Annotated in this window: 13 protein-coding genes and 2 pseudogenes; 7 read left to right on the forward strand and 8 right to left on the reverse strand. The window is 69.6% G+C overall.

The features are described from left to right. Positions 1-132: 132 nt before the first annotated feature. Positions 133-1,049: pseudogene (locus tag PH203_RS48545) on the forward strand (site-specific integrase); the annotation flags it as partial. Positions 1,050-1,091: 42 nt separating this feature from the next. Here the strand turns inward: PH203_RS48545 and PH203_RS48550 are convergent. Then, positions 1,092-2,027 (reverse strand): LysR family transcriptional regulator, encoded by a 936-nt coding sequence (locus PH203_RS48550; protein ID WP_289929289.1) that lies wholly within the window; start codon positions 2,025-2,027, stop codon positions 1,092-1,094. Positions 2,028-2,168: 141 nt separating this feature from the next. Between PH203_RS48550 and PH203_RS48555 the strand changes: the two genes are divergently transcribed. Beyond that, positions 2,169-3,413, forward strand: coding sequence for an MFS transporter (locus tag PH203_RS48555; protein ID WP_289929290.1), 1,245 nt, complete (start codon positions 2,169-2,171; stop codon positions 3,411-3,413). Between the two features lie 92 nt (positions 3,414-3,505). Next, positions 3,506-4,105 carry a cysteine hydrolase gene (locus PH203_RS48560; RefSeq protein ID WP_289929292.1) on the forward strand — a complete coding sequence of 200 codons (600 nt, stop codon included), beginning with the start codon at positions 3,506-3,508 and terminating at the stop codon, positions 4,103-4,105. On the opposite strand, the gene PH203_RS48565 is transcribed toward PH203_RS48560, so the two are convergent. Both PH203_RS48565 and PH203_RS48570 read right to left on the reverse strand, forming a co-directional pair. Next, positions 4,062-4,904: a transposase gene (locus PH203_RS48565; protein ID WP_289929294.1), complete on the reverse strand. Its 843-nt coding sequence runs from the start codon at positions 4,902-4,904 to the stop codon at positions 4,062-4,064. The genes PH203_RS48560 and PH203_RS48565 overlap by 44 nt on opposite strands. A gap of 182 nt (positions 4,905-5,086) precedes the next feature. After that, positions 5,087-5,926, reverse strand: a complete 840-nt coding sequence (locus PH203_RS48570; protein ID WP_289929295.1) for an NAD(P)H-binding protein — start codon at positions 5,924-5,926, stop codon at positions 5,087-5,089. A gap of 1,522 nt (positions 5,927-7,448) precedes the next feature. Here PH203_RS48570 and PH203_RS48575 point away from each other — a divergent pair. Together PH203_RS48575 and PH203_RS48580 are read left to right on the forward strand one after the other, a co-directional pair. Then, positions 7,449-8,141: a response regulator transcription factor gene (locus PH203_RS48575; RefSeq protein WP_289929296.1), complete on the forward strand. Its 693-nt coding sequence runs from the start codon at positions 7,449-7,451 to the stop codon at positions 8,139-8,141. Continuing rightward, the gene (locus PH203_RS48580; RefSeq protein ID WP_289929297.1) at positions 8,138-9,577 is read left to right on the forward strand and encodes a HAMP domain-containing sensor histidine kinase; all 1,440 of its coding nucleotides are present in this window, start codon (positions 8,138-8,140) and stop codon (positions 9,575-9,577) included. Before PH203_RS48575 ends, PH203_RS48580 begins: the two co-directional genes overlap by 4 nt. Positions 9,578-9,876: 299 nt before the next feature. On the opposite strand, the gene PH203_RS48585 is transcribed toward PH203_RS48580, so the two are convergent. Beyond that, positions 9,877-12,024 carry an MMPL family transporter gene (locus PH203_RS48585; RefSeq protein WP_289929298.1) on the reverse strand — a complete coding sequence of 716 codons (2,148 nt, stop codon included), beginning with the start codon at positions 12,022-12,024 and terminating at the stop codon, positions 9,877-9,879. 86 nt (positions 12,025-12,110) lie between these two features. Beyond that, positions 12,111-12,341: a hypothetical protein gene (locus PH203_RS49900; RefSeq protein ID WP_354671328.1), complete on the reverse strand. Its 231-nt coding sequence runs from the start codon at positions 12,339-12,341 to the stop codon at positions 12,111-12,113. Between the two features lie 289 nt (positions 12,342-12,630). Between PH203_RS49900 and PH203_RS48590 the strand changes: the two genes are divergently transcribed. Next, complete coding sequence (locus tag PH203_RS48590; RefSeq protein ID WP_289929300.1) at positions 12,631-13,167, forward strand: GNAT family protein; 537 nt, start codon at positions 12,631-12,633, stop codon at positions 13,165-13,167. Positions 13,168-13,324: 157 nt separating this feature from the next. On the opposite strand, the gene PH203_RS48595 is transcribed toward PH203_RS48590, so the two are convergent. After that, entirely contained in the window at positions 13,325-13,810 is a 486-nt protein-coding gene (locus PH203_RS48595; protein WP_289929302.1) for an FAD-dependent oxidoreductase, read from the reverse strand. A 61-nt stretch (positions 13,811-13,871) separates the two neighbouring features. Here PH203_RS48595 and PH203_RS48600 point away from each other — a divergent pair, with 61 nt between their 5' ends. Beyond that, entirely contained in the window at positions 13,872-14,594 is a 723-nt protein-coding gene (locus tag PH203_RS48600) for an SMI1/KNR4 family protein (RefSeq protein WP_289929304.1), read from the forward strand. A 53-nt stretch (positions 14,595-14,647) separates the two neighbouring features. Here PH203_RS48600 and PH203_RS49905 read toward each other — a convergent pair whose 3' ends face one another. Both PH203_RS49905 and PH203_RS48610 read right to left on the reverse strand, forming a co-directional pair. Beyond that, the gene (locus PH203_RS49905) at positions 14,648-15,013 is read right to left on the reverse strand and encodes a transposase (protein ID WP_354671329.1); all 366 of its coding nucleotides are present in this window, start codon (positions 15,011-15,013) and stop codon (positions 14,648-14,650) included. 15 nt (positions 15,014-15,028) lie between these two features. Continuing rightward, a pseudogene (locus PH203_RS48610) lies at positions 15,029-15,596 on the reverse strand (2-oxoacid:ferredoxin oxidoreductase subunit beta); the annotation flags it as partial.

The following is a 15,596-nucleotide window of genomic DNA, read 5'->3' on the forward strand; positions in this document are numbered from 1 at the left end:
GCGTTGTTCGCGGTGAACCGGGCCGCCTACCGTTCGTCGGAACGAAAATCGGCGCTAAGCCTCTGGCGGCCCTGGTGGACGGCTGACGGGGCGTCGGTCGTGAGACCGGGCTGAAGCCGTCCCGCGGCGGATGTGTTTCTCGACTCGCTTGGTAACCCGAGCACGGTCCGGAACTATGGGATCGGGTAGGTAAGACCGCCGAAGGGCTCGGCGAGGCCCGGCCACTGGCGCCGGTTGCGGGCGACGAGGTCGGCGAGGCTCTCGAACTGCTTTGGGGCACCGCGGCGGCCAACACCTGGAATTCCCGCCGGGCGGGGGTGCTGCCCTGGCTCGGTTGGTGCCGTGAGCGAGGCTACGAGGGACCGATGGTCCCGGCCTGGGCGAAGCGGCTGGCTGTGCCGGACTCCGAGACCCCGGCCCGCTCGAAGATGGCCATCGACCGGCTGATCGCGCGGCGTGAGGTGAACCTGCGGGAGAAGACGCTGTGGCGGATGCTCTACGAGACCGCCGGGCGGTCCGAGGAGATCCTGGGCGTCAGCATCGAGGACCTGAGGACCTGGACCTCGCCACGCGCCGCTGCCCGGTCAAGGCCAAGGGCGCCCGGGCCAAGGCCCGCCGCCGGGGCCAGGCACGCGAGGACTATGTGCTGGAGACCGTGTACGGGGACGCCGACACCGCCCGGCTGTTGCCCCGACGGCTCAAGGGCCGCACCCGCGGGCCGGTGTTCGTCACCGACCGCCGCCCGGGCCGGGGAAGGTCGTCAGTCCCCGCGACGTATGCCCGGACACCGGGCTGGCCGGGCTGTCGTACGGGCAGGCCCGCGCCCTCCTCGACGGGCACACCGCCCCGCGCGGGCCGGGTACGGGCTGGGACCTGCACGAGTACCGCCATTCCGCTCTCACCCACCTCGGCGAGCAGGGTGCCTCGCTGTTGATGCTGATGGCGAAGTCCCGGCACAAGAAGCCGGAGAACGTCCGCCGCTGCTTCAAGCCCTCCCCGAGGTGATCTCCGAGCTGATCAGTCTGCTCGCCCCCGGCGACGCCCGCCGTCGACCGCCCGCGCGGGCGGGTGCGTTCAGCGCGGAACCACCCTCAGCGCCCAATCACCCAGCCCGGTGCCCAGGTCCCGGCGGCGTCGTGGCCGGCCGTCGTGGCGGCGAGGTGGGTGCGGAGGGTGGCCAGCGCCGGGTGGGGGTTGTCGCGGTGCCAGAGGAGCGAGTGCGGGTAGACGGGCGTTGGGTCGGTCACCGGAATGCGGCGCAGGCCGTGGTCGGCGGGCCAGATGAGGCGGGTGTGCTCGCCCATGAAGGTGGCCAGGGCAGGGGTGTCGGCGATGGTGTCGAGGAGCGCGTCGGAGCCGAAGTTGGGGCCGGTCACCTCGATGGTGAGGCCGAACTCGGCGACGAGGTCGTCGTAGTAGGCGCCCCACTCGGTACCGGGGGCGATGCCGGGCATCCAGATCCGGTGTCCGGTGAGCTGGGCGACGGTCACCGATCGGGCGCCCGCCAGTGCGTGGGCGGGGCCGGTCAGGAGCTGGAGCGGCTCGTCAAGCACCCGGACGGAGGCGATGTCCTCGGGAAGAGGTCGGCCGGGCGCGGCGACGGCGCGGAAGGACGCGTCGATGGCACCGGAGCGAATCGCGGTGACGGCGGTCTCGATGTCGAACAGCATCATCACGTCGAGGTCGATCTCGGGGTGTGTGCGGTGGAAGCCGCGCATCAGGCTCGACTGCGCGCTGCGCGAGGCGATCACGTCGACGCGCAGCGGACGGCGGCCGGGGCGCACGGACGCGCCCGCACGCTCGGCGACGCGCAGCAGCTCGCCCGCGTGGGGCAGGAACGCCTGACCGTCGATAGTGAGCTCGGCGCCGCGTGGGGCGCGGGTGAACAACCGCACGCCGAGGGTGCGCTCCAGCGCGGCGATGCGCTTGGAGACGGCCTGCTGGGTGATCGACAGGTCGGCGGCGGCTTTCTGGAACTGGCCTGCTTCCGCGACGGCGACGAAGGTACGTACTGCTTCGAGATCCACGCCGCCCCACCTTAGTGAACAACTGGTGGTTGTCGATTGCTGGCAGGTCGGTTGTTTGACCTGCCGTTGTCCTGCCCGCTTATCTCTCATCGGTCAACGTCAGTTTGTGCGGGTGGAGTCATCAAGGGGAGTGCGCTGAGCATGGTGGGCAGGAGACGGTTGGGCCGGCAGTTCGGCTGGCTGTGGGCGTCATATGCGGTGAGCGCGTACGGGTCCGGACTGGGGTTCGGGGCGTTGCCGCTGATCGCCGTGTTGGTGCTGCATGCCGGACCCGCCGAGGTGTCCGCGCTGTCCGCGGTGGGGCCTGCGGTGGGTGCGCTGATCGCGGTGCCGCTCGCGCCGTGGGTGGAATTCCGGCGCAAGCGCCCGGTCATGATCATGATGGACCTGGCCCGGTTTGCAGCCATGGCGACGATCCCCGTCGCCTACGCCTTCGGGCGGCTCAGTTTCGTCCAACTGCTCGTGGTATCGGCCGTGGTCGCCGCAGCAAAGATCGCCTTCAACGCGGCCAGCGGCGCCTACCTCAAGGCCCTCGTGCGGCCGGATGACCTGCTCGTCGCCAACGCGCGGTTCGAGTCCACGAACTGGAGCTCCATCGCAGTGGGGCCACCGCTGAGCGGGGCGGCGATCGGTCTGTTCGGGCCGGTCACGACCGTGGTGGCCGACGCGCTCAGCTACCTGCTCTCCGCGCTGGGCATCACCGCGATCCGCGGCCAGGAAGAAGCGCCGCGAGCAACCGACAAAAGCCCTTTCCGGGCGGGCGCACTGCTCGACGGCTGGCGACACATCATGGGCCACCCCGGTCTGCGGCCGCTCTACCTCAACCAACTGCTCGTCGCCGGTCTGATCATGGCCACCGAGCCGCTGCTGGCCGTGCTGCTGCTACGCCAGCTCGGGTTCCCACCCTGGCAGTACGCCCTCGTCTTCGCCGCCCCCTGCCTCGGTGGACTCATCGGCTCCCGGCTGGCCCGCCGTGTCGTGGCCCGCTTCGGCCGGCACTGGGTCTTCCGGACCGTCGGCACCCTGCGCGCCATCTGGCTGATCGGCCTGGCCTTTGTCCGCCCCGGCGTCGTCGGCCTCGTCACCGTGATGGCCATCGAGCTGGCGATCATCGTCAACATGAGCCTGTACAGCCCAGTGCTCGCCACCTACCGGCTCGAACACACCCCCAAGCATCTCATCGCCCGCACCCTGTCAGCCTGGTCGATCGGCCAGCAGGCGTCCATCGCCCTTCTCACCGCACTCGCCGGGCTGCTCGCCGACGTCACCAGCCCACGCACCGCGCTCACGGTCGCAGGACTACTCATCCTGACCACCCCGCTCCTGCTTCCCCGACAGGACCAGACATCGCAGCACGAGCCGGAACTGCCCCGCAGCCACTCATGAGGCACCACAACTTGCCACTCGCAGGCCGCAGCCGGCCCGCCGGTGCGCGTCCGCGTCGACCTGGCACACCAACGGTCAAGGAGAACACTCGCGTGAGCACTGCCCCCGTGCTTAACCCCACCCGCACCGCGCTTCTCGTCATGGACTACCAGCCCGCGATCCTGGCCTTTGTGCCCGACGGCGAGGCCCGAAACGCCCTGCTCGGTCGTGTGGCGGGGGCCATCGCCGACGTTCGCGCAAACGGCGGCACCATCGCCTACGTACGCGTCGGCTTCACCGATGCCGACTGGGACGCGATCCCGGCTTCCAACAAGTCCTTCGCCCCGCTGGCCCAACACCGCGTCATGCACCACAAGGACCCTGCCGCCGCCATCCACGAGTGTCTGGCTCCCCAGGACGGCGACATCGTCGTGCGCAAGATCCGCTACGGCGGCATGTCCACCACCGACCTCGACCAGCAGCTACGCGAGCGCCGGATCACCACTCTGGTCATCGCCGGCCTCAGCACCAGCGGCGCCGTCCTGTCCACCGTCATCGACGCGGCCGACCGTGACTACCAGCTCTACGTCCTGTCCGACGGCGTGGCCGACCCGGACACCGAAGTCCACAACGTCCTGCTCCACCATGTCTTTCCCTCACGGGCCCACATCATCGACACCTCCGAGCTGCGCGCCCTGCTCCGGGCTGACTGACTCGAACCAGGAGCCGATCCCGCCCACGGCCGCCGCACCCACCCGGTGTCGGCGACCGCTCAGCCCTCTCAGTGCCGACCCAATAGCCGCGGAGCGTCGGTCTTCGTGCCGTCGGACAGGACAGCGATGGGGGCACCCCTCTGGAGGAGAGCCAGGCCCAGGTCGATGCCGACGGCACTATCGGGGCCGGCTCGCTGAAGCCGGCCCGGTCCTGATCGGGGTCGGTGTCGATGACGAAGGAGGCGAAGTACCGCCCGGCCGCGTCCTTGACGACGGTGACGGAGGTGGGGGCGGTGGGGAGCGTGCGCGACCAACGCACTTTCACCTCGCCGATCTTCGGCAGCACCAGCCTTCCGGTCTCGTTGATCTTCCAGCGTGCGTTCGCGGTGAACCAGACAGCCTGCCTTGCGTCCTTACGGGACTTGAAGCGCGGCGCCCCTGCCCGCGCTCCTTTCCGGGCTCCCCTCAGGGAGGCGAAGAAGTTTTGGTACGCGCACTCCGCATCCCGCAGCGACTGCTGCAGCGCCACCGCCGACACCTCGCCCAGCCAGTGCCGCTCACGCGTCCTCTTCGCCTCGGTGATCAGCGTCTTCGACAGCACCGCCGCCGTAAGGAACGCCTCCCCCGCCGCCCACGCCCGCGCCGCGATCGCGTCGTTGTACACCACCCGCGCGCACCCGAACGCCCTGGCCAGCGCGATGCGTTGACCAGGCGCAGGATCGAGAGGAAAGGCATACCGAAGCGGCACGACCCGGACGCCAACACCAGCCACTGACACCCCGGGACACAGCAGCCGCATCCAGCTCCGCCGACGTGATTCAGCGCCGCTTCACCATCGCCTGCACGACGGCCGACAGACCGAGCGTGGCGCTGACTGCTTCGGTCAGGCCGGCTTGGGGCGTTCGTCGGGCCGGGACTTCTTGATGACCCTCGGGGCGACGACCAGCACGGCATTGAGCCTGTTGTGACCGTTGTGGCTGCTCAGCTGAAGTCGGCTGCGTGGTCGGCGGCCCACTGGTCGAAAGTGCGCGCCGGATGGCCGGTCAGCTGTTCGACGACGTCATTGATGGCCGCCGGCTTGCCTACTGTCTGCGCCATCAGATCCAGCAGCGCGTTGATGAAATCACCGTCCATGAACTGGCTCAGCTGCTGCCGCACCGGCCCGTCCGGTACTTCTTCGAAGCTCAGCTCGCGGCCCAGCGCCCCACCCAGCACCGCCAGTTGCTCGCCCTGGGTCAGCGACTGCGGGCCTGTCAGCTCGTAGGCGCGGCCCGCGTGCCCGGACGTGCCGAGTACACCTGCCGCCGCCTCGGCCACGTCCTGCTCGTGCACCACCGAGGCCGATGCCCCGGCGTACGGGCCGCGCACCACATCGCCGCTCGTGAGCTGCATGGCCCACGACAGCGCGTTGATGGCCGGGAACATCAGGCGCAGGAACGTCCACTCCAGGCCCGAAGCCTTGATCTGCTCCTCGACGCGGGCGTGGTAGGCGGCGATCACGTCCGGTTGCGCGACAGCGCCTTCGACCACCGCTCCCGAGGACAGGAACACCACCTGCCGCACCCCGGCACGCTGCGCCTCGGTCAGCACGGGGCCCGCCTCCAGACCGTACGGCAGCACCAGCAGCAGCTCGCTGACGCCTTCCAGCGCGGGCGCGAGCGTGGCAGTGTCGGTGAGGTCACCCCGCACCACCTCCACACCCTCCGGCAGGCCGGCAGCCTGAGGATTCCGGGTCAGCGCGCGCACCGGCCGACCTGCCGCCGCCAGCGCCTCGACCGTCTGCCGCCCGAACTGCGCCGTCGCACCGATCACCAGAATCATGTCGAACCTCCACGTTGTTTCACGGCTGGTCTTGCTTTCCGGGAACCACGTTAGGAGTCATTGCGGACAACAACGGTCCGCAATGCGTCACCGCCTACTGCGGGATACACGCATCAGCTCCCCCTTGCGGCAAGCACGCAGGCCAGAGTCTTCGGCTGCGCCATGCACCACAGCCGCGCGGCCCACAGGCTGCCGCAGACGCGTACGCCGACTCCTGACGGCGTCTGCGGACGCGGGCTATTCATCGTGCTCGCGCTGGCCAAGCGCGAGCTACGACCTCATGGGCCCCACCACCCGCCCTGGGGGTTGAAGGCAGGGGCCGAACTACGGACGCCCCAGTGAGGGAACCTGTGCTGCTGGCATTCGTCGCCGTCGCCCTGGCCGCCACGCTGCTCCTCGCGGTCACGATCACATAGCCAGTCCCGGCGCCCGCCGACCGACACTGCATCGGCTTTCCCCGGGGCAGGGGCTCGGGACTTCTTGCGTCGTCCCATCGATGACCCAGGCGTTGGGGCGACCCTCGCCTTCGAGGCGAGGTGTCAGCTGTTGCTCCCCTCATGAACGCGCCACGAGCCGGTCGTGGACCGTTGTACCGGACAAGGGCGTTAGAGAAAGCGGCGGACGCGACGCTCTTGCGCCGCCCTCGGTATCCGCGAGCGGCGATCTCGTCCCGCAGCGTCTGCGCGCTGTTGTCACATCCCTCGGCCCACCGGCGGGAGAGATACGGCTTGTGCGGGGTCAACGCACTGGTGCGGCCGAGTCGTTCACGCATCAGCGACTCGGCGGTGACGGCCCTCGCATGGCGACGCACCGTCTTGCGGTCGAGCCCGGGACGGGCGCTGGACGCATCAATCGAGAGCCCTTGCTGGAACAGGACCCGAACCTCGGCCGGAACGGCAGCAGGCGTGGGGGCGAGCCGGGGTTCCTTGAGGCAGGAACGGTGTCGGGTGACGGTCTTCTCCAGCCCGGTGGAGGGGTTGTGGAGCAGATGCCGCCTGTCTGCGACCTGCGGGATTCCGGGCCGGCCGCGTTGGGCGCCCTCCACGAAGGCGCCTCCGCGGTCCCGCGCCAGTCTGGTGCCATCGCCAGCCGGTGACCGTGGTGACCGGCGTGATCGCGAACGTCACGGCGAGACTCGGCAACGCAGCGTTTTCGAGTATGCCGACGACGTTCTGCTTCAGCGTGGCCACGGCGCCGTCGTCGCCGGTGAGCGCAGCGGCCGACAGCCCGGTCACCAAGAGCACAGGGATCCATGGCAGCAGCCGCAGGATGACTGAGAGTTGGGCGCGGGAGCCACCTGGGGACGCCGAGCGCCCTTGACCGGCGCGGAGATCTACGTCTGGGTGCCGGGTGCGATGCCGGTCAACGGGTCCTCCCCTGCTCATGAGCCGGGTAGGTTCCATTTCTTACGTATCCGCAAGAGTGCGGTCCCGGTCGGTCCCCAGCGACGCTCTAAGCCTGGCCTCAGGTTGACCAGAGACAATGAGCGGCAAAAACATCGACTGGAAGGGGGCGGGCCGGCGTGCGGATCTTGATCGCGGATGACGAGGCGGCCATCCGGGATTCGCTGGAGCGGGTGCTCCAGGTCGAGGGTTACGACACCAGTACCGTCGCCAACGGTTTCGCCGTGCTCGACGGGGTCGGTGGGGCCAGTGGTGACACGCTGGATCTGCTGATCCTCGACGTGATGATGCCCCGCCTCGGCGGGTTGGAGACCTGCCGGCGGTTGCGGGCCGCGGGTCGGGATCTGCCGGTGCTGATGCTGACCGCCCGTGACCAGGTCTCCGACCGGGTCGCGGGGCTGGACGCGGGCGCCGACGACTACCTGCCCAAGCCGTTCGCCACCGAGGAGTTGCTGGCCCGGGTGCGGGCCCTGCTGCGCCGGCGCACGCCGACCGACGAGGAGTCGCAGATCCTGTCGTACGCCGACGTCCGGCTCGATCCCGACAGATTCGAGGCGTGGCGGGGCGAGCGGCCGCTGCACCTGACCCGGACCGAGTTCTCCCTCCTGCAGGTCCTCGTGAGCAACGCGACCCGGGTCTTGACCCGCGACGCGCTGTTCGAGGCGATCTGGGGCTTCGGCATGAGCTCCACCGCCAACAACCTCCAGGTATACGTGAGTTACCTGCGCCGCAAGCTGGAGGCCGAGGGTGAGCCGCGATTGATCTACACGTTGCGCGGCCTGGGATACACGTTGCGGGAGACTCCTCCGTGAGCAGGCCCGCCGGCCGGGAACCGCGCCGGCTGACCCGATGGTGGCGCCGGCGGTCCCTGCGGGCCAGGCTGACGGTGATCGCGGCGACGGCCATCGCGGTCAGCGTGTTCGTGGCCTTCCAGGTGGCCAGCGAGCTACTGGGCTGGGAGCTGCGGGACACCGTCGAGAATCAGCTGCGTGCCGACTCCCGCGTCCTGGCGACGGACGCGCAGCACGCCGGTCTGGCGCAGGTCCAGCTACCGCCGTATCCCGGATCCGGTCGGCTGGTGCGGGTCATCCTGCCCGACGGCTCGATCCGGACGCCGGCCGGCCAACCCGCGCTGCCCCCGGTCAGCGAGCACGCCGGGCGCGTGGCGCAGGGGGCGTCGGCCGACCTGATGGAGTCGAACGACAGCGACGAGGACGGCTACGTCATCTACACGCTGCGCGCGGGCGACGGCGCGGTCCAGGTGGCCCAAGTCGTCGACGACAGCCCGATCAACCAGTTCGGGTTCGGCATGCTGCTGATCGGGCTGCTCTGCGTGGTCGGCGGCGCCCTTGTCGGGCGGACCGTGGCACGGACCGGGCTGGCACCGATCGACCGGCTGACCGCCGCCGCAGTGCGTGTCGCGCACACCCGGGATCTCGACGCCGACATCCCGGATGAGGGCGGTGGGGAGATCCGGCGGCTGATCCAGTCGATCAACGACATGCTCGCCGCGCTCCGCGACTCCCGCCGGGCCCAGCGGCTGCTCGCCGAAGACGCCGCCCACGAGCTCAAGACCCCGCTCACCAGCCTGCGCCTCAACGCCGAGCTGCTGATCCGGCTCGATCAGCGCGGCACCCTGGACAGCGCACTGCCGGCGGAGAGCCGGACCCGGCTGCTCAACGATCTCGGCGCCCAGGTGGCCGAGTTGAGCACCCTCGTCGCCGAGCTGACCGACCTGGCGCGCGGTGACGTCAGCGACGAGAGCACCGAGGTGCTCGACCTCGCCGACGTGGTGGCGGCCGCCGCGACCCGGGCGCGTTCCCGCGTGCCCGACATCGAGGTCGCGCTCGACGTGACGTCTGTGTGGGTGAGCGGGCGTCCCGCTGCGCTCGAGCGGGCGGTGCTCAACCTCATCGACAACGCCGGCAAGTGGTCCCCCGTGGACCAGCCGATCCAGGTCCGGCTCCGTGCCGAGGGCGCGTCGGCGGTGCTCGAGGTCGACGACGCCGGGCCGGGCATCGACGCCGCCGACGTACCGCGGGTGTTCGACCGGTTCTACCGTGCCGACAGCGCCCGGGCGTTGCCGGGATCCGGTCTGGGGCTGTCGATCGTGCAGCGGGTCGTCGACGCCCACGGCGGCCGGGCCACCGTCGCCCGCTCCGCACGCGGTGGCGCGCTGCTTCGGGTCGACCTTCCGGCCGCCCCGATCGCGCGGCTCACCGCCGGGGAGGACACCTCAGTGCGCTGACCCGCCCCGGCGGCGCGGCGCAGGACAAGGCACGGGGCGGCCCTCGGGCATGGCCCTGCGCGGCTCATCGCCGGGGCAGGACACCGCGATGCGCCGACCCCAGCCCCGGCGCACGCCGCAGGACCAAAGGGCAGCAGCCATCGGGCAATGGCCCGCGCGGCCCACCACCGGGCAGGACACGGTCCGCCGGCCCCAGCCCCGGCCGCACGGCGCAGGACCAAAGAACGGCAGCCATCGGGCCCATGAAAAAACCGGGACGGGCCTGGGGCCCGTCCCGGATCTCGTGCGTGCCGCCGCGCTCAGCGTTGCAGCGCGGGCTCCTCGTCGTCGGCGAGCGGCTGTTGACCGTCCGGCAGCTGGGCCGCTGGACGGGACAGCCGGCTCGGCCACCACATCCGCCGGCCGATCAGCAAGGTGAGGGCGGGCACCAGGACCGACCGCACCAGCAGGGCGTCGAGCAGCACGCCGAAGGCGACCAGGAACCCGACCTCGATCAGCATCACCAGCGGAAGTGTGGCGAGGACCGCGAACGTGGCCGCCAGGACCAGGCCTGCCGAGGTGATGACGCCACCGGTGGCCGAGAGGGCTTTGAGCATGCCCTCCCGGGTGCCGAGACGCACGGTCTCCTCCCGGGCCCGGCTGGCCAGGAAGATGTTGTAGTCGACGCCGAGCGCCACCAGGAACAGGAATGCCAGCAGCGGCACCGAGTAGTCGACACCCTTGAACCCGAGGATCGTGTCGAAGACGAACACGCTGCCGCCGAAGGCCGCGGCGAACGAGACGATCACGGTGGCCATCAGGACCAGCGGGGCCAGGATCGCGCGCAGCAGCAGCCCGAGGACGATCAGGACGACGACGAGCACCAGCGGGATCACCAGCTTCTCGTCGCGGCTGGTGGTCACCTCGGTGTCGAGGTTCTCCGCACTCGGCCCGCCGACGATCGCCTCCGCCCCGCTCACCGCGTGCACGGCGGTGCGTACCCGCAGAATCGTGTCGTACTCGGCGGGGGTGTCCGGCGCGTCCTTCGGGAACACGGAGATGTTGGCCCAGCCACCGCTGGTCTCCTCCGGGACGGCCAGGGCCACACCGCGAGTGTCCTTGACGATGTCGAGCACCCGCTCCTGGTGCGCCGGCCGCGTGAAGATCGTCATCGGCTGGCCGCCGAGCTCCGGGAAGTGCTGGCGCAGAACGGTGAAGCCGGTGACCGACTCCGGCGCGGACAGGAACTGGTCCTGCTCCCGCAGGGCGCCGGTGTTTCCCGCCAGCCCGAGGGCGAGTACGCCGAGGACTCCGAGCGAGCCGAGCGTCGCCACCCACCGGCGGCGGCTGATGGCGGTGCCGAGCCGTCCCCACAGCCCAGGCTTCTCCTCCACGGCCGTGCTGAACCGCGGGACGGCCGGCCAGAAGATCCGCCTGCCGAGCACCACGAGCACCGCGGGGAACAGCGTCAGCATGGCCACCAGCGCACACAGGATGCCGGCCGCACCGATCGGGCCCAACCCGCTGGTGCTGTTCAGGTCCGCGACGAGCAGGCAGAGCAGGCCCGCGACCACGGTGGCCGCGGACGCAACGATGGCCGGCGCCGCACCGCGCAGCGCGTGGACCATCGCGACCCGGACGTTCTCATGGTGGTGCAGTGCCTCCCGGTATCGAGCGATGAGCAACAGCGCGTAGTCCGTGCCGACGCCGAACACCAGGATCGTCAGCAGCGCCGAGTTCTGGTCGTTGACCACGATGCCGAAGCCCTTGACGAGCAGGTAGACGGTCCCCATCGAGGTCAGTGCGGCCGCGCCGACGGCCACCAGCGGGATGATCCACAACACCGGGCTGCGGTAGGTGAGGATGAGCAGGAGCGTGACCACGGCGATGGTGGTGAGGAGGACCTGTACGTCGATGCCGTCGAAGACGGCGTCCATGTCGCCGTCGATCGCGCCCGGGCCGGTCACGTCGAGTTCCAGGCCGGAGGGGCGGTCCTTCGTGGCGTCACGCAACGGGCCGACGATGGTCTCCGGTTCGCCGTAGGCCGTGCTCACCTCGAGGGTGAACATCATCGCCTTGCGGTCGGTGGAGGGGCTCGTCGGTGAGTCCTCGTCGTCCTCGGCGGCGGCTGTCGCCTTCGGCGGGTACCGCTTGGCAAGGGTGTCGTAGTGGCGCTCGACCGTCGCTCGGTCGGCCTCGGTCAGGCCGCCGGCGCGGTGGTACACGAAGACGAACGTGTTGCTGTCACCGTCGGGGAGACTGTCTTCCAGCACCGCCACCTTGGTGGACTCGGCGCTGGCCGGCAGTGTGTCCACGGCGCTGTCGGTGGTGACCGAGCTCAACTTTCCGCTCAGCGGCACCATGCCCGCCGCCAGCACCAGCCACAAGCCGATCACCAACCAGGGCACCCACCGGCCGGCCAACCGACCGGCCGGCGCTTCCCCGGACGGCGCTGCGTTGACTGCCATCACTAGCCTCCTACATACGGATTGCATCGCTTGTCTGGACGCCGATTTCCTACCGAGCGAACCTGAGGCGACTGTTAATGTGCTGCTCAGGCCGGTTGGCCGCACCATGTGCCCAGCGCACGCACCAGCGTGGTGGCGTCGAGGTCCTGCCCGGTGGACAAGGCACGGGCGACCCAGCCGTCGGGCCGGATGAGCAACGCGTCGACGTCCACCCGGTCCGTGCGGGCGATGACGGTGTTGACCCGTCCCGTCCCGTCTACGCGGCTGCGGCGTCGCGGACCTCCGCGCGGTCGACGAGGTCGAGCAGGAGCCCACACCCCTTACGCAGCAGGTCTGCCGACCGGATCACCGCGGTGTGACGACGAAGCCCGGGCGGGCCAGCAGTGACTCGCCCGCCACCAGCGAGCCGTCGTCGTATCCCTTGATCAGCACCCTCGGATCCTGTCACCAGGCACTGACATGGTCCGACCCGGGATCGCTACGGGGCGCCGCCCTGTTACGGGACAAGTCTGAGGTGACGCCGGCCTGTGGGGCCCGACCCGCCGGCGGTGGCTGGCTGCCGCCGTCAGGGCTCGTGTCCCATACGCGATCTGGCAAGATCCGCTTGTGAGCCAATCCATCGTCACTTTGCGCAAGCTCGCGCTCAACGACTGGCAAACGGTGCACTCCTGGGCCAGCCTTGAGGAGGCTTGTCGCTACCAGCCCTGGGGGCCGAACACCGAGGACCAGACGCAAGCGTTCGTGCAAACCGCTGTCGCAGCCTGGTCGCACGCTCCTCAGCAGAGATTCGTCTACATCGCTCGCTTCGAGGACGAACTCGTCGGGATGGGTGAGCTGCACATTCGTAACCGTCGCCATCGGCAGGGCGAAATCGCCTACATCGTGCACCCGAGGGCCTGGGGGCGTGGCGTGGGCACGGCGATCGGACAAGAGCTTCTGTCGCGCGGGTTCGGGGAATTGGGGCTCCACCGGATCTATGCGACCTGCGACCCCCGCAATCTCGCGTCGTCTCGGTTGCTGGGCAGGCTCGGCATGACATACGAGGGGCGGCATCGGCACACCGCGTTGATCCGGGACGGCTGGCGGGACTCCGAGATGTTCAGCATCCTCGAAGCGGAATGGCGGCCGAGCCCTGGCGATTGATTGTGATCTTGCTGGTGGGGGGCATGCGGGCAAGTACGCGGCCACCGTTGGTCATCAGCGTGTGAAGACAAACGATCACGCGGTGGCCGAAGGTCACAACGTGGACCCTGCCCGTCGGCAGGAGGCATTCGAGGGCCTGATGGACCGGATATCCGGATCATCGGCATCTACACGTGGGCGTGGAAGGGTTGGTGACATCCCTGGGATCCGGACCCGAACACGGATCCCAGGGGCGTCCGCCTACACCGAGGCCGAGACGAACGGCGTGCCCCCGGGCGGCCCGGAGGATCTCCGGCCCGCCCGGGGGCACGCTCTCGTACTCCGAGTAGGCGGCACGGGCGAAGGGGTCCTTGGTCCGCTCGTGCTCGATGACCTTGACGGGCTTGAGTCTGCGGTCGCCCGCGATGCCCCGGATCACGTCGAGGACGTGCCGATGTCGACGCCGACGGGACAGCGCCAGCATTTCCCTGGCCTCGTCGTCCTGCATCCAGCCGACGACGACCTGCCCCGAGAAGCCGGGCGTCCCCTTGGACGTGTTCCACGAAAACGACGGCACGGCGGGCTCTGTTACGTAGTCAGCAGAGTACGGGAGCACCGGTCGGGAGAACTCCATGAGGACCTTGGAGACCGGGGTCGGCTTCACACTGCGACGCTCATGCCTCCCGCGTGGTCAGGTGGTCGCGAGAGGCGGTAGCGTCCCCGCCATGCTGGATGGCCTTGACGTCTCCGTGGTGCTGCGAGGCGGAGTGCGGACTCGCTCGCAAGCGTGGGACTTCGTGCGCTGGTACGCCGATGCATGGATGGGTTGTCCCCTGCGGTTGGAAGACGGGTGTGTCGAAGAGGAGTTGGCAGCTGCGGAGGCTGATCTGGGCTTCCACCTTCCGGCTGCCCTGCGCGAGGGTTTTGCGCTGTTCGGCCGGCGGGACGATCTGACCCGCCAGCAGGACTCTCTGGTCCGGCCGGCTGAGCTCTACGTCGATGACGCCTTGAACGGTGTTCTGATCTTCCGGCGCGAGAACCAGGACTGCGCGTACTGGGGGATTCCGCTGGATGAGATCGAGCAGGAGGATCCGCCGGTGGTGGTGGAATCATGCGAGGGCTGGATTCCCTTCCTCGATCGGATGTCCTTGGCCTGGGTGGAACTCGTGCTGAGTGAGTCGCTCTTGGGGGCGGACAGCCTCTACGACGCCTGCGAACTCCCGCATGTGCTGGTGCCGAGCCTCCACGCTCGCTATACGCGGGTGGACCTGCCTGACCACCCCATGTGGGCGAGCAAGGACGACTCGCCAATGCGCTGGTACGCGGCTCCGGGGCGGCTGATGCGCCGGGACGGCATCGAGGACCCGTCATGGATCCACGTGCGTGGACGCACGCCTGCCGATCTCGAAGCCATTCGTGCTGAGCTCCCTGCGCCGTGGGTCTGCTGACCGCGCGCACGTCAACGACGCGGGCCCGTGCGTCATACAGGTCGAACAGGCCGTTATGCAGCCGGCACGAGGGAACGTCCAAGAAGCCCCACATATAGCCGACGGCGGCCAGACGCCGGTTCTTGACGGTGCGGGCGACCACGACCTGGAGCACGCGTCACCGGTGCTGCGCCGGCGTAGGCCTGGAGGGCCTTGGCGTCGGTGATGCGTGTGCGGTCGTCGCCGGTCTCGGCCAGCGCCCGCGCACCCGACATGACCGACAGGTCGGGCAGGCTAGTGATGATCTGAGCGTCCGGGTGGGACAGGAAGGCTGCCTCCGTGGCGTAGACGAGGTTGTCGCTGCCCCTGCCTGCGTGGCATTGAGCTGCTGCAGGAGAGCCATGGACGCGGGCGTCGGCGGCGTCAGAGTCACTGCCCATCCAACCACGGGGGTGTCACAGCGCTCGGCTGCCCGGATCCGGCCGCACGGTCCAGGTGTCGGCACCGGTGAGGAGGGTCGTCAGGTCGCCTTTGCCCTGCAGTTCGACGGCGGTGTCGAGCTGCTCGGCCATCTGGGTGTCGTAGACCAGGCGCTCGACCGCGCGCAGGACGCCGATGGGGGTGTGGTGCAAGGTGGCAGGGTCGGCGAGGCGGGAGAGGGCGAAGGCCGTGGCCGGGGACGGTGCGTGGGCGTCGTGGGTCAGGATTTGCGCCTTGTTCTGTGGGGTGACGTCGACGATTTTCAGGTCGCCGGTGGCGGGGTCCCGGACGATGCCTTTGGCGCCTTTGCTGTCCGCGAGAGGTGTGCCGAAGCGGATCGGTTCGCCGTGTTCGAGGCGGATGACGGCCTGCTGGGCCTGTTCCTTGTCCTTGAGGACGTCGAAGGCGCCGTCGTTGAAGATGTTGCAGTTCTGGTAGATCTCCACCAGGGCGGTGCCGGGGTGGGCGGCGGCCTGGCGCAGGACCTCGGTCAGGTGCTTGCGGTCGGAGTCCACCGTGCGGGCCACGAAGGACGCCTCCGCG

The sequence above is a fragment of the Streptomyces sp. S.PB5 genome (assembly GCF_030403745.1).
Taxonomy (GTDB): Bacteria; Actinomycetota; Actinomycetes; order Streptomycetales; family Streptomycetaceae; genus Streptomyces.

Bases quoted from the DNA above. Each gene is read 5' to 3' on its own strand.
- PH203_RS48600 (WP_289929304.1), top strand. From the start codon at position 13,872: ATGCTGGATGGCCTTGACGTCTCCGTGGTGCTGCGAGGCGGAGTGCGG.
- PH203_RS48565 (WP_289929294.1), bottom strand. From the start codon at position 4,904: ATGCGGCTGCTGTGTCCCGGGGTGTCAGTGGCTGGTGTTGGCGTCCGG.
- PH203_RS49905 (WP_354671329.1), bottom strand. From the start codon at position 15,013: ATGGGCAGTGACTCTGACGCCGCCGACGCCCGCGTCCATGGCTCTCCT.
- PH203_RS48585 (WP_289929298.1), bottom strand. From the start codon at position 12,024: ATGGCAGTCAACGCAGCGCCGTCCGGGGAAGCGCCGGCCGGTCGGTTG.
- PH203_RS48555 (WP_289929290.1), top strand. From the start codon at position 2,169: ATGGTGGGCAGGAGACGGTTGGGCCGGCAGTTCGGCTGGCTGTGGGCG.
- PH203_RS48570 (WP_289929295.1), bottom strand. From the start codon at position 5,926: ATGATTCTGGTGATCGGTGCGACGGCGCAGTTCGGGCGGCAGACGGTC.